A 25,345-nucleotide genomic window follows, 5' to 3' on the forward strand; every position below is an offset into this window, starting at 1 on the left:
AACCTGTGACAATGTACCATAGCGTGTTCTTTCCTCAGACCCCAGTCCCCTCTGGTCCAAGCTTCCTACTATGTCCAAGCAACAACAGAGTTTGTTTGACGACGAACCCGCGGAATGGGAAGTGGATGCCCAATCGCAGCGGTTAGTGGCGACGATAGTGCTGGGGGAAGGAGCCACGGGTGAGTATGACTATCTTGTGCCAGATACTTTGAGTGACCGGGGCGACTATTTCTTAGAGGTAGGGCGACGGGTGCGAGTGCCCTTTGGGCGGTCGAATCGAAAAGTGGTTGGTTACTGTGTGACATTAGAGACGAAGCTGGTCGATGCGGCGCGACTCAAATTGGTCGCCGAAGTGATTGATGCGTCTGCGCTTTTATCGCCGGCCATGCTGCGGCTCACGAGGTGGATGGCAGACTATTACCTTTGTAAGTGGGGCGAAGTGCTTGAGGCGGTTGTCCCTGCGGGGGTGAGACTGCTGGCAGGGACACGCAAAGTGACGCTGTTGTCGGTGCCCGAGGATGTTCGGGATACGCTGGGGCAATTGAAACTTGGCTCGCCGCAACAACGCAAGGCATTGGCTCATTTGGCAGCGAGTGAAAGAAGTCTCACAACGGCTCAATTAGCCGATGCTGTAGGCTGCACGGCGGGACCGATAAAACAACTCCTAAAAAGGGGATTGATAGAAGCTCACGAGAAACGAGTCCGGTCAAGTGAGCTCGACGAAACGATCGTCGAACGAGAGTCGCCGCTCGTACTAAATGAGGATCAGCAGCACGCACTCGATGCCATCGATGCGGCCCTAGAGTCTGGCAAACCGCGTGGGATGGTACTTTTTGGCGTAACAGGGAGCGGCAAGACTGAGGTCTATTTGCAGGCGATTGAGCGGGTCGTTGGCTACGGGCGGCAGGCTATTGTCCTTGTGCCGGAGATTAGTTTGACGCCGCAAACAGTACGGCGGTTTCGCGCTCGTTTCGACGGGGTGGCGGTATTGCATAGTCACCAGTCGCATGTCGAGCGTCATCGTGAGTGGCAGCGGATTGCCCGGGGCGACGTGCAAGTCGTCGTTGGCGCACGGAGTGCCGTCTTTGCTCCGACACCGAATCTGGGTTTGATCGTCATGGACGAGGAACATGAATCTTCATTCAAGCAGGACAGCGCACCACGGTACCATGCCCGCGATGTGGCTTGGCAGAGGGCACAGGCCGAAGGGATTCCGCTGGTCTTGGGTAGCGCGACACCATCACTGGAATCGTGGTACAAGACCGAGCAAGGCGAATTTGCGAGGCTCGATCTGCCGCGTAGGGTCTCGAATCGGCCTTTGCCAGATGTGCTGACGGTCGATTTGCGCGATCCGGCACACACGCGTTTCAGCCGAGGGGCTATCAGTCGACCATTGCACCAGGCTATGGTGGCTGCGCTGCGGGATGAGGGCCAGGTGATTCTACTCTTAAACCGCCGCGGGTTTGCGACCCATGTCCAGTGCCCGGCGTGTGGGTATGTGGCCGAGTGCCCGGCGTGCGATTTGTCGCTTACCTTTCATCGGCAAGAGTCGATACTTCGCTGCCACTATTGCGACCACCATGAGCCACCCCCTGTGAATTGCCCTGACTGCAAGTCCCCGGCGATTCGCTACGGCGGGATGGGGACTCAGAAACTCGAGGCCGAAGTGCGGGCTCGATTCCCCGAGCACACCTGCGAGCGAATGGATACCGACAGTATGCGCAAGGCCGGCAGTCACCAGCGCGTGCTCGATAAATTCTGTCAGGGCGAAATCGACATCCTGCTGGGGACCCAAATGATTGCCAAGGGGTTGGACTTTCCCAACGTCACGTTGGTGGGAGTAATCAACGCCGACACCGCGCTCCACTTGCCAGACTTCCGTGCGGGAGAACGCACCTTTCAGCTAGTAGCCCAGGTGGCGGGTCGCACGGGGCGGGGTGAAAAAGGGGGGCGGGTTTTAGTCCAGACATTGAGCCCCGAACACATGGCGATTCGCGCGGCGGTGCGGCATGATTTTGAAATGTTTGCCGAGGAAGATCTCGCCACGCGACGCCAGCTCTGTTATCCACCCTTCGGTTCGATGATTCGAATTCTGGTGCGCGGACCGCAGGAAGAAACCGCACAGGCAGTGGCTGAGGGACTCACCCAACGCTTGAGGCAGGAAACCACAGGCGAAGAAGGAGTCCGCATCATGGGTCCCGCAGCGGCGGCGATTCCCAAGCTTCGCGACCATTATCGCTTTCAGATTCAACTGCAAGCACCAACGCTCGACCCTCTGCGAAGTGCCGTAACCGGAGCGACAGCTAAGTGGAAGGTGCCCACCGGGACGTTTCTAGCAGTGGACGTGGATCCGTGGGACATGATGTGAGAGTAGAGGTTAGAGACTGGAGGATAGAGGCTAGAGAGAGGCAGAAAGCGTTGCACTTGGACGTGATTGCTGTGGTGGCCTAGAATAGTAGTTCGTTGCTCCGGTCACATTCGCTCTCGGCTGACTGCTGAATCCCTAACCTCTAACATCTAGACACTACTCTCCCCCTCCATGAGTTACCGCGGGTTCAAAAAGGCGATTGGCGAAAGCAGCTTGGAACGCAAGTGTCGGCTGCTTTTTGGCACGTGCCTGTTGCCTTTAATCGCAGGGAGTTTCTGGTGGTCGGCTAATCTGATGAATCAGATTGTCGAAGATCGGACCAGTTTTACCGGGGAGGCACTTGCCAAGTCCGTCTTGGTTGAGGCTCACTTCAAGAAGCAAGAAGCCGATGAAGCTATGCAGCGGGCCGACGAACGCACTGCCGAGATGCTGCGAAGTGCGAATGTTAAATGGCAAATCTTGCGACCTAAGAACGAACAAGGTCTAGGTAGTCCCGAAGAGCAGTTTGAATGGGACCTCTTAGATCGGTGGGAAGATATAGGTAAAAACTTGAAAAGCGATGCCGAGATCGAGGACCTTGGCCCACAATGGTACCAACGACTCGTGAAAGCCAAAGAGTATGATTCGGTAGTGGTCGAGCAAGAAGGGACTCAACCAGATATCGGAAATAAGAATCGTTGGATCTATCAATATTACGAACCGGTGTTCGCCAAGGAGGGTTGCATCCTTTGTCACAGTTCGCCGGGGATGGAAGTCTACTGGCCCGACTTGCGGGTGGGCGATTTGTTGGCCGTGGTGAGGATCGAAACAGACGCGGCGGAAATCAAGAAGGCACAGCAGAACATAATCGCCTGGTTGATCGTGGCGGCGATAGTCACCGTGTTCCTGGCGATGATGGCCCTGTATGCCATTGTGCGTTACATCATCGTCAAGCCGCTCCGGCATTTGCGCGACGTGAGCGATGCGGTCCGTAGCGGCGATATCGACCAGCGGGCTGTGATCCATACTGGAGACGAATTCGAGGAACTAGGTGCCGCGTTCAACCGCATGTTGCGGCAATTGTTGCGTCAGCAAGACGAGCTCCGCGAAGTCAACACGGAGCTAGACGAAAAGATCGATGAGATGGCCGAGGCCAATATGCGGCTGTTTGAGATGAACCAGGTGAAGAGCGATTTTCTCGCCACGGTGAGCCACGAACTGCGAACGCCGCTCAATAGCATTATTGGATTCAGTGATCTGCTCGTGTCGTTGGAAAAGCTCGAGGACAAGGAAAAACGCTATGCCGGAAACATCCAGCGTTCTGGTCGGCAGCTGCTGGAGATGATCAACGATATTCTTGATCTGGCGAAGATCGAAAGCGGCAAGATGGAGATTCGCCCGAGCGAGTTTAGTATCGGCTCGATCGTGGCGAACCAGTGCGACATGGCGCGTCCACTAAGCGAAAAGAAACACATCGAGTTGGATTGCCAAGTCGAACCGGGTTTGCCCCATATGCGACAGGATTGCAGCAAGGTAGAGCAGATTATCAATAATTTGCTTTCCAATGCAATTAAATTCACACCCGATGGAGGGCGGATCACTGTGAGCGTGAGGCGTGACCGACGGGACGAACTCCGGATGAGTGTCGCCGACACGGGCGTAGGAATCAGCGACTCGGAGCAGACAATAATCTTTGAAAAATTCCGCCAAGGTTCGAATGTACTCGCCGGCGGCACGGCGATGACCCGTGAATACTCTGGAACTGGATTAGGATTGTCGATCGTTCGTGAGTTATGCCGCTTATTGGGCGGAGAAATCACAGTGGAGAGCGAACTGGGCAAAGGAAGCGAGTTCACGGTCGTTTTGCCCTGGACTATCGATGACGGTTCGCGGAGCTTTTCGACGATTGGCGATGAATTACGAGAATTGGCAAGACCACGAGTAGAAGCAACTGCGAACAAGTAACTATGGCAAAACTTCCTGAAGTTCATTTATACACGGATGGTGGCTGTAGCGGGAATCCAGGTCCCGGTGGCTGGGCGTTCATCTTGCGCCATCCGGCGACGGGCAAAGAGATGGAGCGTTCCGGTGGGGAGCGCGAGACCACCAACAACCGCATGGAGCTAATCGGAGTGATTGAGGGTTTGTCCGCACTTAAGAAGCCCACGCACGTGGAATTATTTACTGACAGCGTATATGTCGGCAAAGGGATGAGCGAGTGGATGCCCAAGTGGAAGGCAAACGGATGGCGGCGCAGAGAAGGAAAGCGATTCGTGCCCGTCAAGAACGAGGATCTATGGAAACTGCTCGACGAACAATTAGCTCGGCATGAGGTCCGATACACTCGCGTAGCGGGACACAGCGGCCACGCCGAAAACGACCGCGTGGACGAATTGGCGGTCGCGGCGTACCAGAAGTATCTGTGAGTGGCAAGTTAGCCGTGACGCGGCTGCCGAGTTCCACGAGGCATTAAGCGGAGCGCTCCGCTTTGCCTCGTGAGGTTCGGCAATCGCGTCGCGGCTAACCCTCGACGCTCGCCTCTTACGTCTTCTACAATGCGAGAATGGAAGATACCATCAAGCAAACTCTGCTCGCCACTGTCGAAGGGCTTCGCCATGTGGGGCGAGAGCGGGCGCGGCTCCTGGAGCGGATGGGGATCCGCACCGCAAGTGATTTGCTGTTCGACTTCCCTCGCGACTATCAGGATCTTTCGGACGAGCGACTCATCGCCGAGCTTGACGAAGACGAGTTGCAGAGCGTGCGCGCCGAGGTAACCGAAACCGCCATCGCCAACTCGGGCTTTGGTAAGACCCGCGTTTCTATACTCGTACAAGACTCGACTGGCCATCTGCGGGCGACCTGGTTCAATCAGCCATTCATGCGCGGGAAATTTCACGAAGGGCAGCAGTTGTTGCTCACCGCCAAACCAAAGATGCGCGGCATGATGTGGGAGATGTCGCACCCGCAGATCACTTTTCTCGCAGACGAGGAAGACCCATTGGCTGGGCGAAAGCTGTTGCCCGTCTATGCACTTACCGAGGGACTGTCGCAGTTTTACATGCGGCGGATGGTGTGGTCGGCAGTAGAAGAACTGGCCGAGGTGCCGGAGGAAGTTTTTCCGGAGCAGTTGCTGCGTCGCTACAAAATCGAACCACTTTCCGAAGCAATTCGCGGGATTCATCAACCTGCCGATCTGGAAGTGCTCGAACGGGCGAGACGCAGATTCATTTTTCAAGAACTGTTTGTCTTGCAGTTGGCCGTCTCGACGCGACGTTCCATGCAGCGTTCGTTGCCCGCGCCTCCTCTGCCGGCGACGACCAAGATTGATGCCCGCATTCGCAGGCTGTTGCCGTTTGAGCTTACTGAGAGTCAAAGCCGCGCGATTGGCGAGGTGAGCGCCGACATGGCACTCGACCGACCAATGAATCGCTTGCTGCAAGGAGATGTGGGGAGCGGCAAGACGCTAGTGGCATTGTACGCAATGCTGGTGGCGGTGGCGCATGGTAAGCAGGCTGTGTTGATGGCTCCCACGGAGATTCTGGCCCGGCAACATGCCGACACACTGGCCGGGATGCTCGAGGCAAGCCGGGTGCGATTTGCTGTTCTTGCCGGTGGGACGGCCAAGAGTGAACGGGAGCAGATTCTCGCGGATATCGCAGCCGGAGAAATCAACGTGGTTCTTGGCACCCACGCCGTGATCCAGGACGCGGTTAAATTCAAGGACCTGGGCTTGGTAGTTATCGATGAGCAACACAAATTCGGCGTGCGGCAACGGGCGGCATTGAGACAAGGAGATATGTCGCCCCATTATCTGGTGATGACAGCCACGCCGATCCCGCGCACTGTGACGATGACCCTCTTCGGCGACTTGGATATTTCCACGCTGACCGAACTTCCCGGGGGACGGCAGCCGATCAACACCTACCTCGTCGAGCCGGATCAACAGACTCGCTGGTGGCAATTTGTCCGAGATCGCCTACGGGAAGGGCGGCAGGCGTATGTCGTCGCGCCGTTGGTGGATGAATCCGAGACCGTGTCTGCACCCAGTGTGGCGGAGGCATTCGAGCAACTCACGAACGGTGAACTCGAAGCATTTCGCATCGCCCTCTTGCATGGAAGGTTGAGTCCCGCCGATAAACAGGAGACGATGGACCTGTTTCGCGATGGTGAGACGCAGGTGTTGGTCAGCACGTCAGTAATTGAAGTGGGAGTTGATGTGCCCAACGCCTCGGTGATGACGATCGCCGGGGCGGAGCGATTTGGCCTGGCTCAACTGCACCAACTCCGAGGCCGGGTGGGTCGTGGCAATCACGCGGGATTTTGTGGCGTACTGGTTGGCGAGGAATTGAGCGATCAAGGCCGCGAACGGTTAACGGCGTTTTCCAAATCCACGGATGGTTTCGCCTTGGCAGAGCTAGACTTTTCAATGCGCGGCCCCGGTGATCTTTTCGGCACACAGCAACATGGTTTGCCGCCATTGCGAATTGCCGACCTGCAACGTGATCGAGACATCTTAGAAGAGGCCCGCCGCGAAGCACAGCTTCTCGTCAGTGAAGACCCCGGCCTCAAACACGCGGATCATGAGCGTCTAAGAGTGCAGATGCTCAAGCGTTACGGCGAGGCGCTGGACATTAGCGATGTGGGTTGACAGCAATAGCCGCGACGCAACGGGTCGCAGGTAGAGTCGTGTCACGCGTTGCCTTACCGCTATTGCTGCAACTGCTTTGCGATTCGCACTAGGTCCATGAACTCAGCACGGTAACCATGGTGGTCGCGACTGCTGGCGCTACCGGCAGTTTCCAGGACCGTATCGTAGGTCGCGTCGCCGCAGTACTCGGAGTTGCGGAGCAACATACCGAAACTGGCGACGGCCGAGGCGAATTGGAAGTCAGCCGTTGCATCGGTGAAGGAATCGCCCTTGTCAGTGACCGGGAATTCCAGCTTGGTACTCGTATCGCCATCGGGAGGTTTGTACCGGAGCTTTAATGTAAGCAACTTATCACTCCCCGCTTGCGGTTTCGCCTCTTCCTGATATTTCAATGGATCGACCGCGCCACTCTCTACGGATTTCCCCACAGGAACAATTTCATACAGAGCCGTAACCGTATGCCCTGCGCCGATCTCCCCCGCGTCCATCTTGTCGTCATTAAAATCCTCGGTCCGCAACATGCGGTTCTCGTAGCCAATCAGCCGGTAACCGGCCACCTGCGCGGGGTTAAACTCTACCTGGATCTTCACATCCTTGGCAATCGTCACGAGTGTGCCGACCATCTGTTCGACCAGCAGCTTGCGGGCTTCAGTGAGATTGTCGACGTAGTGGTAGTTGCCGTTGCCTTTGCCGCTGATGGCTTCCATCATCGCGTCGTTGAGGTTGCCGCGACCGAAGCCGAGAACGGTGAGAAACACGCCGGACTCTTTCGCCTTCTCCTCTGCCATGCGTTCCAGTTCGGGGGTACCGGTGACGCCGACATTGAAATCGCCATCGGTGCAGAGGATCACGCGGTTGACGCCTCCTTTGATAAAATTGTCCTGGGCCGTCTGGTAGGCGAGTTGGATCCCCGCCCCGCCGGCGGTGGAACCCCCGGCTTGCAGACGCATCAGCGCGGCTAGGATCGTCTGCTGCTGATCGCCGCGAGTGCTTTCGAGCGCCAAACCTTCGCTAGAGGCGTAAACCACGATGGCAACCTTGTCGTTCTCGCCTAGTTCACGGGTCAGCAGTTTCATTCCCTCGACGAGGAGTGGCAACTTGTTTGGTTCGTTCATCGAGCCCGACACATCGATCAGAAACACGAGGTTCGATTGCGGTCTGACTTTGCGGTCGATCTCGCGGCCCTTGATGCCGATCCGCGCCAGCCGATGCTCAGCGTTCCACGGGCAGGCGGCGATTTCCATGTGGGCGGCGAAAGGCGTCTCGTCGATTGGCCCCGCGTAGTCGTAATCAAAATAGTTGACCAACTCCTCGATCCGCACCGCATCCGGCGGCGGCAACTGGCGCGACTGCTCGAGGAACTGCCGCACGTTGGCATAGCTGGCCGTATCGACATCAATTGAAAACGTACTGACGGCGTTCCCTCCTTCGGCCTTGATGAAGGAATTATCGTTGATGCGGGTGTATTGGTCGCCGGAGGAGTCAGGGCCGGTGCCTTGTTCGCCGAGTTGTGGACGGCGGCGTTCAATTAATTCTCGTAAATCTTCACGCGAGCTCCGTAAACTCTCAAATTCAACGATAGTTTTACCGGCTACATCCTGTCGAGCGATTTGGCGATTCAGGTGTGCACCTTCGAAATACTGATCAACTTCAGTTCTAGGGCCGGCACCAAGTCTGAATCGTTGGCGTACGACTTGTGGTGCTTCACTGAGACGCTCAACAGAACTACCTGCGTAGTACTGCACATCATCAGATGAGTAGTACGGGCTGGGAAGGCTTCTCTCTTTGGCATGCAATGTCTCATCTCGCATCCTGCCTGATTCTCTCGCTTGAGGTCTGGCTGGCATAAACTCGAAACCGAGCTTCGGGTTTTTTCCTGAAGAGGGTGCGGTCTGTAACGGAGAAAAGGCTTGCCCCTCATAATCCTCCGCAATCACATGCGGTTCGACCATCATTTGCAGTTTGTCACCTGATAATCCACTTTTGGGTGTTCCTGCATAGGAATCGTCGAAGTATTCACCGGTATCAATGTGTTCTCGCTCATCGATGACGAAATTCCCCACGACACCTGGTATCGAGTAAACCCCTTTGCTAGTTGCATTCGGCTGGGTCGCGGCCTGAGGCTCAGTTCGCAACGCAGTTTCTCTGTCAGACCTGACTTCTCGCAACGCAGTTTCTCTGGCAGACCTAACTTCCGCCAGCATCAACCCGACAGCCACGCCACAGAGCGAAATGGCAACTGCGATCGTGATCCAAGTTTTGGCATTTGAGTGGGCAATGGGCGTAATCATGACGTCGGTTCCTTCAGCCAGGGTTACTTTTTCCGCTTGGCCAGAATGGGCCGCGGCGAGGATGCGGTCGGTCAGGTCGGGGGGCATTTCACCACCAACCAGTTCGGCCAGGCCGCGGTCGATGAGGGTGTCGTGCCAGTCGTGTTGTTCGTTGTCTTTCATGGTAGTGCCCTGCGACGCGTGGCGTCGCGGCTAGGGGGGGAATGGCAATGTTTCACATTCGCTTTTCAATACAATTCCGCAATACTTCTCGTGTGCGCCTGAGCAGCGTCTTCACGCCGTCGGGTTTCATGTTCATATCGTAGGCAAGTTCTTCGCGGCTGCGGCGGTCGCGATAAAATCCGTCGATAGCTGCGCGGGCGCGGCCTTCGAGCTTTTCCAGGCAGTCGACTAGCGCTGCGAGCAGAACACTGCTGCCGGTCTCGGAGACCAGCGTGCTCCATACTTGTTCCGCAGCGGCGAGAGCGACCGTGCTGATCTGGTGATTCTCACGTCGGCGGGCCATCAGTAATTGGTTGCGGGCCACCGTACGCAGGTACGCCGCCGTCTGCTGGGGGCTTTGTTCGCTAAACTGGGCTCGGGCGACGGCCAAAAAGGTTTCCTGCGTGAGGTCGTCGGCATCGGCAGTCGTGGCACCCAGGTATCGCAAATAGCGCCACACGTCGGCCTGATGTTCGCGTACCAATTCGGCCAACTGCGCGGGGGCAAGTTTCATCATCGGCGACTGCATAATCGATGGTTGGCTCATGACAATGGACATGCCCCCATAGTGCCAACCGAGGGAGAAAAGGGTTCAATAAACTCAGAAAAGAAATTAGCCGCAGAAGAACGCGGATTATACGAATTTTCGCGGACCATACACTCTTATCCGCGATTATCCGCTAAATCTGCGTTCATCTGCGGCCCATTTCTTCACTAAGCAAGCATTTCGTGCAGACGGCTCAGCGCCCGGGATATCATCACACGAGTAGCTCCGTCGGTCTTGCCGATTTTTTTGGCGATCTCTTTCGATGAGAGTCCAACTAGGTAGCGCAGCCGCAATGCCTCGCGCTGGTCCTCGGGCAAGGTATCCAGGGCAGCGAGCATTGCCAGTTGCCGCTGGTCGCGGGAGAAGGCGGCGCTGGGAGTGGTCATGCTGGCTGCCAGCAAGTTGGCCAGTCCCGCCGCCTCGCTGCCGTCGGGGATCGCGGCCTCGCGGCTGGCGTCGCGTTTCTGGCTGGCGAAAAACTTGCGGTGGGAGTCGATGATTTTCCGCTCGCAAATCTGGAATAGCCAGTGCAGTGGGTCCCAGGTCGAGAGATCAGTCGTCGGCAGGATGCGAATCGCCTCCATACTGGCTTCCTGGAGCACGTCCTCCGGCTCGATTTTTTTCTGCAACTGCGACCCAATGCGGCTGCGAATAAACGTCAGCAGGGCCGCTTCGTTGATTTTCAAGAACTCCAAAAGCGCATTTTCATCGCCGGTTCGCAGAGAGGCCAGGATTTGGGTATCATGGTCGTTCATATAGGGGAATGACTAATGTTCAATTTCCAATGACCCATTGCTAGAACTGTTTGGTCATTGGTCATTGAGCCTTGGACATTTATAGTATTCGTCTTTTTCCTTTATTAGCCGCGCCTCGTATGTCCACCTCTTCCCATTCTAGCCTTTCGAAGCCGTCCGCCCAGAGCGATGAGCAGCGTTGGGAACGGGTAGCGCGCGCGATTGATGGGTTGTCGGAGGCGTGGGAGGCCCATTTTTCTGGCGGGGAGGCTGAACCGAGCCTTGCCGATTTCCTGCCCAGTGCGGAGGGGGAATTCGTAAAACTAGCTTTGCCGGAGCTGGTAAAGCTCGATTTGGAGTACCGCTGGCAATATAGCCGCGCTCCGCGCCGGGTGGAGGAGTATGCAGTCGAGTTCCCTGCCTTAGGACCTGTGGATCAGTTGCCGTTGGACCTGATTCACGAGGAATTGCAGGTACGAATGCAGGCCGGGGATCGGGTGACCGAGGAGGAAATCCGCGAACGGTTTCCCAAACAGGCGACCGCGCTCTGTGCGTTGGTGGGGGGGATGGCAGTCTCAGGGTCGCCGACCTGTACTTACTACGGCTCGACCGTGCGGAGCGATGCTCTGAAAGGAGAAGGCAAAGAGCCGACGAAGCTCGAAGAGATTCCGCTCAGCTTTGAGGCAGGGCAAACGGTCGACGATTTTCAACTTCTCACCGAACTTGGAAGTGGAGCATTCGCCCAGGTTTTTCTCGCTAGGCAGATGTCGATGGAGCGGCTGGTCGCGCTCAAAATATCCAAGCATACCGGCAACGAACCGCAAACCCTTGCACAGCTTGATCACCAGTACGTCGTGCGAGTGTTCGATCAACGGGTATCTGTTGTGCCTCCCGCGAGACTCTTGTACATGGAGGTGATTCCAGGTGGGACGGTCTTTGATGTTGTGAGACGCGTACGAGGCACGCCGCAAAAGCAGCGCACGGGGCAACTGCTGCTGGATGTGGTGGATGCAAATTTGGGATCGAGCGGGGTGGCACGTCCTGACAGTTCTTCGCATCGCCATTGGCTGGCCGAGACCAGCTGGCCGTTGGTCGTGTGTCGCCTCGGAGCCCAATTGGCAGAAGGCTTGGCTTACGCACATTCTCGGGGAGTGCTGCATCGAGATATCAAGCCGGCCAACGTGCTGTTGTCGCCCGAGGGACTCCCTAAGCTGGCGGACTTCAATGTGAGTTACAACGGCGGGCGGGCCGATGAAGACCCCGCCGAGGCGTTTGGCGGTTCGCTGGCGTACATGTCGCCGGAACAATTGCAGGCATGCCATCCGGTTCTGGGTGGTTCGCCGCAACTTGTGCGTGGGCAGAGCGATGTTTATTCGCTAGGCATCTTACTCTGGGAGCTGTTGGTCGGCCTCCGTCCATTTGACGATGGGCCATCCGACGGCGGGTCGCTCGCGCATATTCAGCGGATGATTGACCGTCGGCACTATGCGGATTTTGGCGAGATGAGCAAGGCGCTGCCGAGCGATTGCCCCGAGTCGCTGCGCCAGGTGCTTTTGAAATGCCTCGCCTCGCGCAAGGAAGAACGCTATCAAACGGCTGATGAAGTCGCGCGTGATTTGCGGCTCTGTTTGAATCCGCGTTGCTGGAAACTGCTGCAAGAGCCGCAGAGTGTGATAACGAAACTAATGCTCGCTTTGCCGATTCCGACAGTGGTGATTGCGGGGTTGTTGCCAAATGCCTTGGCTGGCCGGTTTAATTTGGAGTACAATCGCAGTCGGATTCCCCCTGATCTTTCGGAGTGGTTTGAAACCGTTCAGTTGTGGATTAATGGTATCGTTTTTCCTTTAGGGGTGTTGGTAGGGGTGTGGATGGTTCGTAAGATTGCGCGCCTGCTGGACCGCACCAAACCTCAGGTGTCGGCTCAAGGGGGGAAACAAGTGCTGTTCTTCGGTTGGTTTGTTTCGCTTCTGACGCTAGGGATGTGGAGTTCTTCAGGTTTGATCTTTCCTTTCGTCATGAATCTGGGAGGAGCAATCGAGGGAAAAGTCAGTTTCTATTCACACTTCTTCATGTCATTGGCATTGTGTGGCATCGCGGCGGCTGTGTTTCCGTATTTCATCCTGACAGCCCTGGCGGTGAGGGTGTACTTTCCTGCGGTCGTTCGCAATGGACTCGTGCCGGGGCCCCGCTGGCATGATTTACAGAAGCTCAGAAAGCTGAATCTCGTGCATCTGGCGTTGTCGGCCTTGGTTCCGATGCTCGGTATCCTCCTGGTAACACTCTCGAGTACTACGCAGCAGTGGGCCTTGGTGGTGGTGTGTATAGTCGGGATTGTCGGCTTCGCGGCAATGTTTCTCTTAGAGCGGTACATCAACTCAAATCTCGATGCGTTAGAAAAGATCGCAATCGAGACTCCACGTGGCATCTAAGCGAGCCGGCCCGTCCCCGAGCCCGACTAATTTTCTGTACTTTGCAGTAATCGCGGCTCTTTAATCCCTCTCAAGAAAGTGACTTCAAACACTTCGTTGCCTCCTTCGACAAATTCCAGAAAGCCTTCTTGCTCTCCGGTCAATAGATTCACCAGCGCGACACCGGCCATCAACTCGCCATGACGAGTACGGACTGGGGGGGCATCAAGGATATGTTCGGGGCGAATCTTTGAGAGGCCGACTAGGGCATGCTTACCGGTAAAGCAAAGACCGCGTGTGAAACCTGGGAGCGAGCAGGTTTCACGGCACTCGCCGCTGGCAGGGTCAAACTGCGAGAGCGATCCGTGCCCAGAGTTACAAAGCCACCATTGGCCCCTATAACGACGGGGTGAGTGCGGCATACAGAGATTACGGGCGACGATTTCGTTGCAAATTACATCGATGAGTACTCCAGAAGTAAAGCGATCTTCCTTGCGCCAATCGTTTCGCTCGTCGGTTTCGCAGAAAGCGGTCATCATGGTCGGTTGGCCTGACTGCATTCCCAGGCCGTTGAGGTGGCAGCGGTCTTGCGCAACCATGGTCGAAATAAACGGAGGCAACCAGCATTGGACGAACTGCTTGCGATCGGAAACCCTCGCAAGACAGTTGAAACGAGTATTGGCAAAATAGATGCCGCGCCGACCGAAAGCTACGTCATGTGCGTTGACCTTGCCGGTGTTATAGGTTCGGTCAAGAGTAAATCCCTCCGAATCATCGATGCGGAAGGTGAGAATCTGCTCGCGGATTGCGATGGCGAGGCGATTGCCGTTGCGGGCCATGCCCATCGGCCGGGCGAACTTTTGGGTGTGGATCGTGAGTTTCTTTCCAACGCTGCCTACCAACACAAGCTTTCCCGAGGTGTAGGTGGTGATCGCCAGGCTTCCCCCGGAGCGAGCTAGCCAGGGGGCCAGGTTGCCGTGAAAGCGACACTGGAGAGGGCGCTGCCGCAACTTTTCCTCAGCGCGCTCTTCAGAAGCGGAGTCGTCACTATGCTCGGGCATGGCTTGGATTTTTTGTGAAATTTCGTGGAGTGACTGTTATACGCCCACAGTAGCCTCGACTGGAAGGTCATGAGCTTGGTTGCGAAAAGGTGCAAGACAAATTACCTTGGAGACTCGCTTGATTGGTCACGCTAAGCCGCACGTCGGCAGGGGAAAAGATGAAAGTATTGTTGTGTGGTGGGGCAGGGTATGTCGGCTCACATGCTGCGAAATTGCTCATGCACGAGGGGCATGAGGTGTGGGTCTACGACAACCTCTCTGAGGGTCATCGGGCGGCGGTACCAGAGGGGCGGCTGATCGAAGGGGATTTGCACGATCGCCCGGCATTGGAAAGCGCCTTGCGAGAAAAAAAGATCGAGGCCGTGATGCACTTTGCTGCTTCCTGCTATGTAGGAGTCTCGGTCACCAACCCCGCAGAGTATTACCAGAACAATGTGGTGGGAACGCTATCGCTCTTGGAATCGATGCGAGCCGTCGGGGTAAAGCGGCTCGTGTTTTCCAGCACGTGTGCCACATACGGTGTCCCAGAAATCGTGCCGATCACCGAGGCAGAGAAGCAAGAGCCGATCAATCCCTATGGGTTTACAAAGCTGATTATCGAGTACGCGTTGGCTGATTATAGTCGCGCCTACGGCTGGGGCTACGCGGCCCTACGTTATTTCAATGCCTCAGGCGCTGCGGCTGACGGTACGATTGGCGAAGATCACGACCCCGAGACGCATCTGATTCCTCTGGTGCTGGAGGTGGCGCTTGGTAAACGCGAGAACGTAAAGATCTTCGGCGATGACTATCCAACTCCCGACGGGACCTGCATTCGTGATTATATTCATGTCGATGATCTGGCCACAGCCCATCTGGCGGCGCTCGAGCAACTCAAAGATGGCACGCAGCTTAAACTGAATCTAGGCACAGGGAGCGGAGCGAGTGTACTAGAGGTAATCGAAGCCTGTCGCCACGTGACAGGTCATGCGATCCCGGCGGTGGTAGCACCCCGCCGCGAAGGAGACCCGCCGGCACTGGTGGCGGATGCACGCGAGGCAAATCGTGTGCTCCAATGGCAGCCCAAGCACAAAGAGATTGGCTCGATTGTGGAGAGTGCCTGGGGTTGGCACCAGAAACACCCTGAAGGGTATGGGGATTGAGTTTCTGCTTCGGCGATATGCGATCCTTCTCGAATGTTACTACTTGTTGTAGATCACGGGCATTTGACCTTTCCATTTGTTCCATGTGTCATGGTTTGTAATTAATTCAGCCATGAAATGGCCAACATTGATGCGACTGGTTTTCCCCGAGTTAAAAATGGCACTTCTTGTCGGTGAAGTGTGTACCTCATATTCAGAGACTTCTTCTTCGTTGGTTAGGCTGTCGGGACGGACTACTGCCCACTCAATCTCCAGGCTGTGCTGGCCAACCTTGGTTCTCAAATAGTCAGCTGCTTGCTCATTGTCGACGTGAGGTGGTAGTAGAATTCGAATCAAACCAACGACGCACTTTTGGGCAATTGGAATTGGCTCCTGGAGATCACGGTTGCTGTTGCCAGCGGTGTTCATAAGCACAAACTTGGTTGGCTTTTCTGACTTGTTCGACTCGATGGCTTGGCACAGGCGGCGCGTGGAGTCGGCCACGAGCCTGCGCGGGGGGCCGAAGACACCTTTCAAGGTCAGGTTGTGTCCCAGGCACGAGGCGACTGCGTCGCACCCCTCGACATGCTGTGCCAACTCGGTGTCGATGAGGTCGAGAAGGTTGGCAGAAATCAAATGCAACTTCTCGTGATTCAAAAGCACTTTGGGCATCTTATCTGGCGATCGCACAATTGCCTTGACATATTGCCCGCGATTGAGGAGTTGCTCGACGAGTAGTCGCCCGGTTGCCCCGTTCGCTCCAAGCACAAGGGTTGTCATCATCTTTCTCCTGAGTTCTCGCAAAAAGTTAGGTTTCTCAGTAAAGTCTTAGCAAAACCATTGCTAAAACTTGAAATGCCCAGAGATCACCCATTTTCATTGGCAGTAATATGAGGAAGTCGTTTTATCACCACCACTGCGATCGCACTAGCAGCGACTTTACAGCTATGCCATGAATTCACTATGATGCCTCAAGCTTGGTTTTTTGAGATTCTCTTATTTCCCTGGAGTTTCCTGCCATGGCATTCGATCGATTTTTCATATTTCGTCGAATCTTGATCATTCTAGTTGGACTGACTATGGCGATTCTGGCCAGTGCCATCTTGTTGTGGTGGTTGCCTGAAGCCTCAACGGTAACGTCCTATTTGCAAATTGAAGCCAATCCAACGAATCTAGGCTTTCTTGATCCGGAACAAGGGTTTTCGCCCAAAGAATTCGAACTGTTTCAGCAAACACAACTCACTCTACTGAAAAGTCAATTTGTATTGATGGCAGCCCTCAGTCGTCGAGACGTCGCAGAACTCAACGCAGTGGTCTCAAGACGTCCGAACGAACTCCAGTGGCTGAACGACGAACTAGAAGTCTCGTTTCCAGGTGAGAGCAAAATTCTGATGATTAATTATGAGGGGGGCGCAGATCCAGAGGAAATGAAGAAGATTATCGATGCGGTCGTTGAGGCGTACATGAATGAAGTAGTAGTTGCGAAAAGAATTAGTGACATTGAAGACACACATAGACTAGAGAAGTTGCTGAAACAATTGGCAGTTGAACTCCGGAGCAAGCGAGAAGATTTTTATACTCTACAGAAAGAGTTGACGAGCATGGCATCCGAAACCGATGAAAAGGGACACGACTTGATAGTCGCTCAATTGCGTGAGTATCAACTCGCTTCGAATGGAACGAAGAACGATATAGCAGTGAAAATCGTTGACAGTTTGGCGGACACACTTGAAGGTAGCGCCTTGCACTCGAAACTGCAGACAGCTCCCAATGCCGAATTAGACATGCGCCAAGAGGAAATCGATGAACTCGAAGAACTTAGCCACGAACTCTCATTTCAATTGCGAAAGATGAGATTCAGGGACGATATGAGCGGGGAGAGAATTCAAGTCATGCAAAAGGCATTTGCCACAGAGAATATGAATTCCGACGTGAGATATAGTCTTGTAGCTTTGGGCGGCGTGGCCAGTTTCGGAGTGACTTGCCTGGCCCTGGCCCTGATAGGCAAATGTTTCGGTAGGCGGGATGCTACTGGCTAACGCATTACACAGGTGCCCCCTCTTCGAGCACATGGGCCGCTTCGGGGCACGCTTCTGGTACTGCAATTTCGCAGCTTTCCGGTTGTGGATGATGAATCTGTTCGATGACGCGCATCGTGCGCCATTTGCCGCCGATGAAACGGAATAAGTAAGTCACTGCCAAGATAGTGAGCCAGAAGACGATGATCACCCAACAGGCGTAGACGTCCAGATGCAATACTTCGACGGCCAGATAAGTGAGCGCTGCCAGAGTCGTGGCCATGATGAGGCTCACCCCCATGATGAAGCGGGTGTCGCCGGAGCCTTTGAGCGCTGAGACGAAAATAATCTGCGTGGTGTCGAATGCATTGTATGCCGCCACGAAGTAGAGCAGCATCAGGGCCATCTGATAGAGTTCGGGTTGCGTTGTCCCTTTGATAAACGAAGTGAGAAACAAGTCGGGCAAAGTGACATACATCACCGTCAATAAAGCCATGTAGGCCATGCCGATCTGGTAGGTGGTCCACGTCGCACGGGCAGCCAGGTCGTCGCGGTTTTCACCCAGGTGCTGACCGACGAGGATACCAGCGCTCATGCCAAGGCCCCAGACAGGCATGAACGAAACAGTATTGATGCTGAAGGCCATGCTCGAGGCCATGGCTGGCATATCGCCGAGTCGGCCGACGAGGATTATGAAGATGGTGAAGCCGGTGATGTCTAGCAGCATTTGCATTCCACCCGGACCACCGTAGTAGATGAGGCGTCGTAAGAGAGGAAGGTCAAGTCGCCAGTTGTCGGTGTGGAAAGTAATGCGGTTAGTTTGCTGCCACATCAGGGCAAAGAAAATGAAAGGCTTTATCCAGATTCCAACGACTGTTGCCCACGCCGCACCGGCAATACCCATCTCGGGAAATCCGGCATAACCGAAGATCAGGAAGTAATCGAGCAAAAGATTGACTGCCGTGCCAATTAGATCAACGACCATAGTGACCCAGGTCATGCCTCGCCCGCTGTAGAAACAAGAGAAAGACGTGGCCAGCACCATGCCTGGTCCCCCGAGGCACAGGATTTTGAAGTAGCGAATTTCCTGTTCCGTGACTTCGGGGCGATGTTTGGCAAGGGAGAAGATCCAGGGGGCGAGTGGGATCGCTGCCAGCGCCAATGGCACTGACACGAGTGCTAGCCAGTTCCCCTGCCAGACAACTGGGCCGATTCGTTCGGGTTGTTCGTCGCCATGGTACTGTGAGACGAAGGTGCACACATAACTACAGATGCCCAGGAAGATGCAGAACAGTGCGAACCAAAGAACCCCAGCTGAGAAGGCGGCCGTCATGGCGATCGGGGAATAATGCGCGAGCATCGCCCGATCCACGTAAGTCATCACGGTCCACGACATTGTGGAAACGACCATGGGGAGTGCGATCTGAAGCACTTCGCGGCCACCACATTCCCTCAGCCACCAACGTTTGTGCCACGAAAGCGATTCGGGCTGGGTGTTTGTCGAGAAAGTCATTCAGTGTGCGCCTAGTTCTGACCGCTGATATCGAGAGCCATGATTCTAGTCAAATCTCTCGGCAATAATATGGAGGCGGCTCTAAAGACTTCTAGATTGGGAAAATGGTTCGCAGGATTTCGCAGGGCCAGTTGAGAACCGTGATTTTGCAGTCTATGATAGTGACGTACTGACCTCTGAAACACCACTTTCAACGATTTCGTGCCTAAATGTCTGTTGCCACTGCTGAGTCAAAAACTACTGCAAAGCCTCTCCCCGAAAGAGTACGAGATTATTTGGCGGAACTAGGCAAGCGCACCGGGGGCGATATTCGCTCGGATAGCTTTAGCCGAGTTCTTTATAGCACCGACGCTAGCATCTATCAGGTCATGCCACTGGCGGTGGTTTTTCCCCGTGATGTCGAGGAGTTGCAGGCCGGCGTGGAATTGGCGGCAAAACATGGCGTACCGATCCTTCCACGGACTGGTGGAAGCAGCCTGGCAGGACAGGCCGTGAACGAAGCAGTCGTTTTCGATCTCACCCGGCACTTGAATCGCCTTTTGGAAGTGAACACCGACGAGAAATGGGCTCGCGTCGAACCAGGGATGGTGCTCGATCCGCTAAACTTGCAACTCAAGCAGTACGGTTTGCAATTTGGGCCTGACCCCGCGAGCAGCAATCGCGCAGCGATTGGTGGCATCATTGGAAACAACTGCACGGGGAGCCATTCAATCGTTTATGGCATGGCAGCGGATCACGTTCTGGAAACGGGCGTGTTCTTGAGTGACGGTAGTCGCGCTCATTTCGGCCCCCTGGAGAACGGCTCGCTCACGGCAAAAACGCAACTCAATGGATTGGAGGGAAAAATCTATCGAGAGTTGGCATCGCTAGTTGAATCGCCCAAGAATCGCGCCGTGATTCGAGACAACACCCCCAAGCATTGGCGCCGCTGTGGGGGATATAATCTTGACCGACTTGTGCCGGGTTCGGCTAGTTATATGCGGCCGCAGGATCCGCGGTTTAATCTGGCTAAGCTTCTCTGCGGCAGCGAGGGGACGTTGGGCGTAATGCACGAGATCAAAGTGAATCTCGTAAACGTACCGGAACGGTCCACGATCGCAGTTATTCATTTCGATCAACTATACGCAGCTCTCTCAGCTGTGCCGACGATTTTAGAGACGCAGCCGACCGCGATTGAATTGCTGGATCAGATGGCAATGAAACTCTGCCGCGGCGTGCGCGAATTCGCTCGGCCCTTAAGCAACTTCGTCGAGGGGTCGCCGAATTGCGTGTTGATGACAGAATTCACCGGCACAAGCGACGAGGAACTGGCAGACAAGGTTGAGCGACTCCGAGCGCACTTGAAATCACAGGGTGTTCCCGCCACGGCCGTGACTGAAGCCAAATCACTCTCGCAACAAGCAGACGTGTGGACGGTTCGAAAGGCGGGGTTGGGTCTGTTGATGAGTATGAAGGGTGACTACAAGCCGCTCCCGTTTATTGAAGATGCAGCTGTTCCAGTAGAGCATCTAGCCGACTACGTAACACAAATCGAGGAGTTTTGCCAAGGACTTGGCAGCCAAGTGGCCTACTACGCCCACGCCAGCGCGGGTTGTTTGCATATTCGTCCTCTCTTGAATGTGAAGCAGGCCGTCGAAGTGGCGAAACTGCCCGCGATCAGCGATTTCTCGGTGAAACTTTTGAAAGGCTATGGCGGGGCGCTTTCGAGCGAACATGGCGACGGGCGGTCGCGGAGTTGGCAAAACGAAAAGTTCTATGGACCTGAGTTGTATGGTCTCTATCGCCGCGTGAAGCAGATATTTGATCCACACAATCTGCTCAACCCAGGAGACATTGTTGATGCTCCGCCAATGACTGACCATCTGCGCTATGGCGCGGAGTATCACGTTCATGTGGAGCCGGATCATGTCGACTTCTCTGAGGATCAGGGTTTCCATCGGGCTGTGGAAATGTGCAACGGTGCGGGGATCTGTCGCAAGACGACCGGCGGGACGATGTGTCCTAGCTTCATGGTCACGCAAGAGGAAGAACATAGCACGCGGGGCCGAGCTAATCTGCTGCGGGCGGGGTTGTCGGGACTCTTGCCGACGGAGTCGCTCACAAGTGATCGGATGTACGAAGCGCTCGACCTGTGCATCGAGTGTAAAGCGTGCAAGAGCGAATGCCCTTCGTCGGTCGATATGGCAAAGATCAAGTTCGAGTTTCTTGCTCGTTATTACGAAAAGAATGGTGTGCCACTGAGGGCACGGATGATGGCAGGGATCGCGCGGGCGAGTCGGATTTGTTCAGGACCTCTCGCGCCAGTAGTGAATGGCATCGCAGGCAATGGGCTCGTGCGAACCATGCTAGAAAAAATGCTGGGAATCTCCCGCCAGCGGCAGTTGCCCCGATTCGCCAGTGAGCCCTTTACGACTTGGTTCAAGCATCGCGGACCACAACGGGCCACCGGCAATCAGGTCGTATTATTTAATGATACCTGGAATACTTACAATTATCCTGAAGTAAGCATCGCAGCGACCGAAGTGCTAGAGGCTGCCGGGTTTGATGTCTTGCTTCCCGGACACTTTTGCTGCGGACGGCCGATGATCTCCAAGGGAATGGTCAATCAAGCGCGGAGAGCGGCGCGGGATTGCGTGGAGAAACTTGCGCCCTTTGCCGAGCAGGGGATACCGATCGTTGGTCTGGAGCCGAGTTGTCTACTTACGCTTCGCGATGAATTGTTTGAGTTGTTACCCGACGAACCTCGAACGGCGAAGATCGCCGAGCACTCGCTGCTATTTGAAGAGTTCATCGCCAAGTTGGCGAGCGAAGGGACTTTGGATCTGAAGGTCCAACAGGCCGTCGGCAAGGTACTGCTGCATGGGCATTGTCATCAAAAAGCACTTGTAGGAACGGGGCCTTCGAAGCAGGCGTTGGCAGCTGTTGGTGCCGAGGTTGAAGAAGTCGATTCAGGTTGCTGCGGCATGGCAGGATCGTTTGGCTACGAGGCGGAGCACTTTGATGTGTCACTGGCTATGGGAGAGCGGCGACTCTTACCGGCAGTCCGCGCGGCGGGAGTTGACACAACCATCGTGGCCGCGGGGGTAAGTTGCCGCCAGCAGATCAAGCACGGCACGGGCCGGAGTGCGTTGCACCCAGCCGAGGCGTTGCATGGGGCGCTGTTCCCTAAACGATGAATAAAGCCCCCAAGTCGAAAAATTTGCCAGGAAAATCATGGAAAATGCTTGCAATTGTTATTCGGCTAGTAAATAATACAACTTGTTTTGAAACCGCTTGCAGGCTCCCTCGAGCGAATGCGGCAATCTCTTCAATAGGCTGAATTCCAGCATGTGCCTTTGCGTACTAGGCTATGCAACTACTGTTGAGTTTTTACTACTTAAGAAAGGTTGGTTAGTGTAATGAGAAGACTTATGATCTTTGCCATCGCTTTGGGCATTGCATTCTCGTCGGCCGCATCTGCGGCAACGCTGTTCTATGACTTTGGCGCTAGTGCCAGAGAGACCCTGTCGCCTCTTCCAGCGGACCAGTACAACAACATTACCATGGACACCCCAGTGGTGCTTAGCATTGTGGATTCCGTTGACTCTACTGGAGCATCGACGGGCATATCGATTGATGCAGCGGGTTTCTGGCCAGGACAGAATTCATCCGGACCAGGCGTTGCCGGTGGGGATGCAGCAGCAATTTTTGCGCCAGATGCCTACGTAGACAATGCTTTTGGCAGTGTTGCTTCTTTCGGTGGCTTCATTACGCCTGAGGCAACCGTATCACTTGGTGGTTTAGATGGCACTGGCGCAACCAGCTACGACTTCACCTTTTTCGGCTCGAGAACTGGAGCCACTGACAATCGCGAGACCAAATACGATGTGACGGGTAGTAACAACGGAATCGGTCTCCTAAATGTAACTGCCAATCTTAGCGAGGTCGTTCACGTTAATGGAATTGTCCCTACGGCAGCGGGTGATATCACAATTTTGGTTTCACCTGGACCAGCTAATAACAATGGTTCTGGTTTCTACTATCTAGGCGCTATGAGGATGGTGAGCAATCAAATCCCAGAGCCGGCAACGATTGGTCTACTGGCCTTCGCCGGTCTGGCCTTCACTATGCAGCGCCGCAGCAGATCTTAGTGTAAGCGGATCATGTTTCTACCTAATGTTCGACACGCCCTACTCAAGCGGGTAGGGCGTGTCAGTCTTATGCTATGCCTCAATAAAACTCGCCTTGGTTCGAGGAGATTGAATTCATGATACGAAAAAAATACAGCCTGATTCTTGCGTGTGTGACTCTGGCAGTCATCCAGTTGAGCCTGCCTGCTGCTGCAGAAGACCCCAAAGATATTCTCTGGTACGGCAATAGTTTCACCCTCGCCACGTGCTGCGGGAGCAGCGTTTCTGTTCCAAATACTTTCCGCGCAATCGCAGCATCAGCAGGACATCCCCTTCCGCGTATGTACAACGCATCGGTGAACGGGCAGTCCTTGCAGTGGCATCTCACGACGCCCTCCCAATTAGACTACATCACAACACAAATCTCCGCCGGCGAGAATTGGGAACATGTCGTATTGCAGGATTTTTCGACAGGGCCCACTCATATTGGCAACCTACCTGAGCATCTCTCCAGTACACTGGCTTTGTATCAGGCTGTCGCAGCGCACAGTCCTCAGGTGGTGCCGGTGCTGTATGAAACATGGGCTCGCGGATATGGAAATGCTTTTTACACGGGTGTCAGCCCCTCGTTTCCCGGCGGGCCTACTCAGATGCAGCAAGAATTGCGGGACGGTTACGACCTTTCGACAGCCAACATCAACACCACGGTAGGGAGTGACATTGCTAAACTGGCACCAGCAGGAGATGCCTGGGAATTAGCAAACTTCCCAGCAGACTTCTACGGGGATGGTAGTTATCATGCTTCCAATCAGGGAACCCTGCTCAACGCGTTAGTGTTGTACGGCACGATCTACGATGATCCAACGACGAGCGACATCAACTTGACCACCGTGTTGAACGGTTTGAAGCTTACGGCACAAGATGGGCAATACCTCACGTCCTTAGCCGATGCAGTGCTTGCGGTCCCCGAACCGTCGGCAATGGTTCTACTTGGTGTGGGGATGCTTGTCCTTGCTGGACGACGGAATCGGATTTAATGGTGCTCTAAGATGCAGCATCGCAAACTAGGAAAGACGGATCTCCGTGTTTCGGAGATCGGTCTGGGTTGCTGGCAATTGGGCGGCGATTTCGGTGCGATGGAAGATGAGCGGGCACTCGCTATTCTTCATGAAGCCACTCGACAGGGGATCACCTTCTGGGACACCGCTGATGTGTACGGGGCGGGGCTCAGCGAATCGTGCATAGGTCGTTGGTGCCAGGAGCATTGCGACCAAGCGGGAATAACACGGCCAACGATCGCAACCAAGGTCGGTCGCAGCAGCGAACTATTTCCCGACAAGTACACCAAAGAGCGCGTTCGGGCGAGTCTCACAGGGTCCCTCGGACGGTTAGGGAGCGACTCGCTCGATCTGGTACAGTTGCACTGCGTACCCGTCGACATTATCAAACAGGGGGACATCCTCGGCTGGCTGGAAGATTTTCAGCGGGAAGGGCTGATTCGCCACTACGGAGCGAGTGTTGAAACGATCGAAGAAGCCATGATCTGCCTCACCCAGCCAGGGATCGCTACACTGCAAATAATCTTCAACTTATTTCGACAGGATGCCATTAAGGAGTTATTTGCCGCAGCACAAGTAGCCAAAGTCGGCATCATTGTGCGACTACCCTTGGCCAGCGGTCTTTTGGGGGGCAAGATGTCGGCTAGCCAACAATTTGCGGAGGAAGATCACCGCAACTTCAATCGCGACGGCCAATGTTTCAATGTGGGAGAAACTTTTGCGGGGCTACCCTTTGATAAGGGGATAAAGCTGGTCGAAGAACTGAGACAGCTAGCACCGAACGACATGCCGTTGGGGCGTTTTGCCTTACGCTGGATTCTGGATCATCCGGCCGTGAGCACGATCATTGTAGGGGCCAGCCACCCATCGCAAGTTGCTGAAAACGCGGAGGCCAGTGATGCGACACCCCTCGCGAGCGAATTGCACGAGCAACTCTCCGCGTTCTATCTAGACCAGATCCGCCCGCTTGTTCGCGGGTCGATTTAAGCAGGCGGGCTCTTTACACCACGCATCGCAAAAAGTCATCTTGCACTGCTTAGCCGAGGGTCGCTACAATCCGCGCGAAGTCGTGACAATAGAGTGTCGGGTATTGTTAACCTGGCAGTCACGCTCGCCCCGTTTCTTCAAAGGAGAAACTTTAGATGGCTACGAAGCAACCACAGAAGGGCAGCGCCAAAGCCGCCGCCAAACCAGCCCCATCCCACAAGCCAGCCGCAAAGACTGCCAAAAAGGGAAAGTAATTGGCTGGTCGCAGTGAGCTTCACTGCGATAGCTTGAATGACAACGGC

The 25,345-nt window shown here is 55.0% G+C and carries 17 protein-coding genes; 11 read left to right on the forward strand and 6 right to left on the reverse strand.

What is annotated here, in order from left to right; translation table 11 throughout:
* Nucleotides 1-70: 70 nt before the first annotated feature.
* From priA to recG, 4 genes are all read left to right on the forward strand, one after another.
* The gene (priA, locus tag Pla144_RS19535; protein WP_146452398.1) at nucleotides 71-2,368 is read left to right on the forward strand and encodes a replication restart helicase PriA; all 2,298 of its coding nucleotides are present in this window, start codon (nucleotides 71-73) and stop codon (nucleotides 2,366-2,368) included.
* A 213-nt stretch (nucleotides 2,369-2,581) separates the two neighbouring features.
* On the forward strand, nucleotides 2,582-4,312 hold the full coding sequence (locus tag Pla144_RS19540) for a sensor histidine kinase (RefSeq protein ID WP_197530838.1): 1,731 nt from the start codon (nucleotides 2,582-2,584) through the stop codon (nucleotides 4,310-4,312).
* A 2-nt stretch (nucleotides 4,313-4,314) separates the two neighbouring features.
* Nucleotides 4,315-4,773 (forward strand): ribonuclease HI, encoded by a 459-nt coding sequence (gene rnhA, locus Pla144_RS19545; RefSeq protein ID WP_146452400.1) that lies wholly within the window; start codon nucleotides 4,315-4,317, stop codon nucleotides 4,771-4,773.
* 137 nt (nucleotides 4,774-4,910) lie between these two features.
* Nucleotides 4,911-6,995 (forward strand): ATP-dependent DNA helicase RecG, encoded by a 2,085-nt coding sequence (recG, locus tag Pla144_RS19550; RefSeq protein WP_146452401.1) that lies wholly within the window; start codon nucleotides 4,911-4,913, stop codon nucleotides 6,993-6,995.
* Nucleotides 6,996-7,054: 59 nt separating this feature from the next.
* Here recG and Pla144_RS19555 read toward each other — a convergent pair whose 3' ends face one another.
* The 3 genes from Pla144_RS19555 to Pla144_RS19565 form a co-directional block, all read right to left on the reverse strand.
* Nucleotides 7,055-9,448, reverse strand: coding sequence for a vWA domain-containing protein (locus Pla144_RS19555; protein ID WP_146452402.1), 2,394 nt, complete (start codon nucleotides 9,446-9,448; stop codon nucleotides 7,055-7,057).
* A 52-nt stretch (nucleotides 9,449-9,500) separates the two neighbouring features.
* Entirely contained in the window at nucleotides 9,501-10,046 is a 546-nt protein-coding gene (locus Pla144_RS19560) for an RNA polymerase sigma factor (RefSeq protein WP_146452403.1), read from the reverse strand.
* Nucleotides 10,047-10,201: 155 nt separating this feature from the next.
* Complete coding sequence (locus Pla144_RS19565; protein WP_146452404.1) at nucleotides 10,202-10,789, reverse strand: sigma-70 family RNA polymerase sigma factor; 588 nt, start codon at nucleotides 10,787-10,789, stop codon at nucleotides 10,202-10,204.
* A gap of 119 nt (nucleotides 10,790-10,908) precedes the next feature.
* On the opposite strand from Pla144_RS19565, the gene Pla144_RS19570 reads away from it, so the two are divergent.
* On the forward strand, nucleotides 10,909-13,197 hold the full coding sequence (locus tag Pla144_RS19570; RefSeq protein WP_146452405.1) for a serine/threonine-protein kinase: 2,289 nt from the start codon (nucleotides 10,909-10,911) through the stop codon (nucleotides 13,195-13,197).
* 26 nt (nucleotides 13,198-13,223) lie between these two features.
* Here Pla144_RS19570 and Pla144_RS19575 read toward each other — a convergent pair whose 3' ends face one another.
* Nucleotides 13,224-14,237 (reverse strand): TIGR03032 family protein, encoded by a 1,014-nt coding sequence (locus tag Pla144_RS19575; protein WP_146452406.1) that lies wholly within the window; start codon nucleotides 14,235-14,237, stop codon nucleotides 13,224-13,226.
* Between the two features lie 158 nt (nucleotides 14,238-14,395).
* Between Pla144_RS19575 and galE the strand changes: the two genes are divergently transcribed.
* Nucleotides 14,396-15,379, forward strand: a complete 984-nt coding sequence (gene galE, locus Pla144_RS19580) for a UDP-glucose 4-epimerase GalE (protein ID WP_146452407.1) — start codon at nucleotides 14,396-14,398, stop codon at nucleotides 15,377-15,379.
* A gap of 39 nt (nucleotides 15,380-15,418) precedes the next feature.
* Here galE and Pla144_RS19585 read toward each other — a convergent pair whose 3' ends face one another.
* Nucleotides 15,419-16,141: an NAD(P)-dependent oxidoreductase gene (locus Pla144_RS19585; protein ID WP_197530839.1), complete on the reverse strand. Its 723-nt coding sequence runs from the start codon at nucleotides 16,139-16,141 to the stop codon at nucleotides 15,419-15,421.
* 236 nt (nucleotides 16,142-16,377) lie between these two features.
* On the opposite strand from Pla144_RS19585, the gene Pla144_RS19590 reads away from it, so the two are divergent.
* Complete coding sequence (locus Pla144_RS19590; RefSeq protein WP_146452408.1) at nucleotides 16,378-17,397, forward strand: hypothetical protein; 1,020 nt, start codon at nucleotides 16,378-16,380, stop codon at nucleotides 17,395-17,397.
* Between the two features lie 4 nt (nucleotides 17,398-17,401).
* Here the strand turns inward: Pla144_RS19590 and Pla144_RS19595 are convergent, their stop codons facing one another.
* Entirely contained in the window at nucleotides 17,402-18,889 is a 1,488-nt protein-coding gene (locus tag Pla144_RS19595; protein WP_146452409.1) for an MATE family efflux transporter, read from the reverse strand.
* 209 nt (nucleotides 18,890-19,098) lie between these two features.
* Between Pla144_RS19595 and Pla144_RS19600 the strand changes: the two genes are divergently transcribed.
* The 4 genes from Pla144_RS19600 (at nucleotide 19,099) to Pla144_RS19615 (ending at nucleotide 25,043) form a co-directional block, all read left to right on the forward strand.
* Nucleotides 19,099-22,065 carry an FAD-binding and (Fe-S)-binding domain-containing protein gene (locus Pla144_RS19600; protein WP_146452410.1) on the forward strand — a complete coding sequence of 989 codons (2,967 nt, stop codon included), beginning with the start codon at nucleotides 19,099-19,101 and terminating at the stop codon, nucleotides 22,063-22,065.
* A gap of 234 nt (nucleotides 22,066-22,299) precedes the next feature.
* Nucleotides 22,300-23,019, forward strand: a complete 720-nt coding sequence (locus Pla144_RS19605) for a PEP-CTERM sorting domain-containing protein (RefSeq protein WP_197530840.1) — start codon at nucleotides 22,300-22,302, stop codon at nucleotides 23,017-23,019.
* Nucleotides 23,020-23,135: 116 nt separating this feature from the next.
* On the forward strand, nucleotides 23,136-24,035 hold the full coding sequence (locus Pla144_RS19610; RefSeq protein ID WP_146452412.1) for a PEP-CTERM sorting domain-containing protein: 900 nt from the start codon (nucleotides 23,136-23,138) through the stop codon (nucleotides 24,033-24,035).
* Between the two features lie 12 nt (nucleotides 24,036-24,047).
* Nucleotides 24,048-25,043 carry an aldo/keto reductase gene (locus tag Pla144_RS19615; protein ID WP_146452413.1) on the forward strand — a complete coding sequence of 332 codons (996 nt, stop codon included), beginning with the start codon at nucleotides 24,048-24,050 and terminating at the stop codon, nucleotides 25,041-25,043.
* Nucleotides 25,044-25,345 lie beyond the last annotated feature (302 nt).

Origin of the sequence: Bythopirellula polymerisocia (assembly GCF_007860015.1) — a bacterium.
GTDB classification, from domain to species: Bacteria; Planctomycetota; Planctomycetia; order Pirellulales; family Lacipirellulaceae; genus Bythopirellula; species Bythopirellula polymerisocia.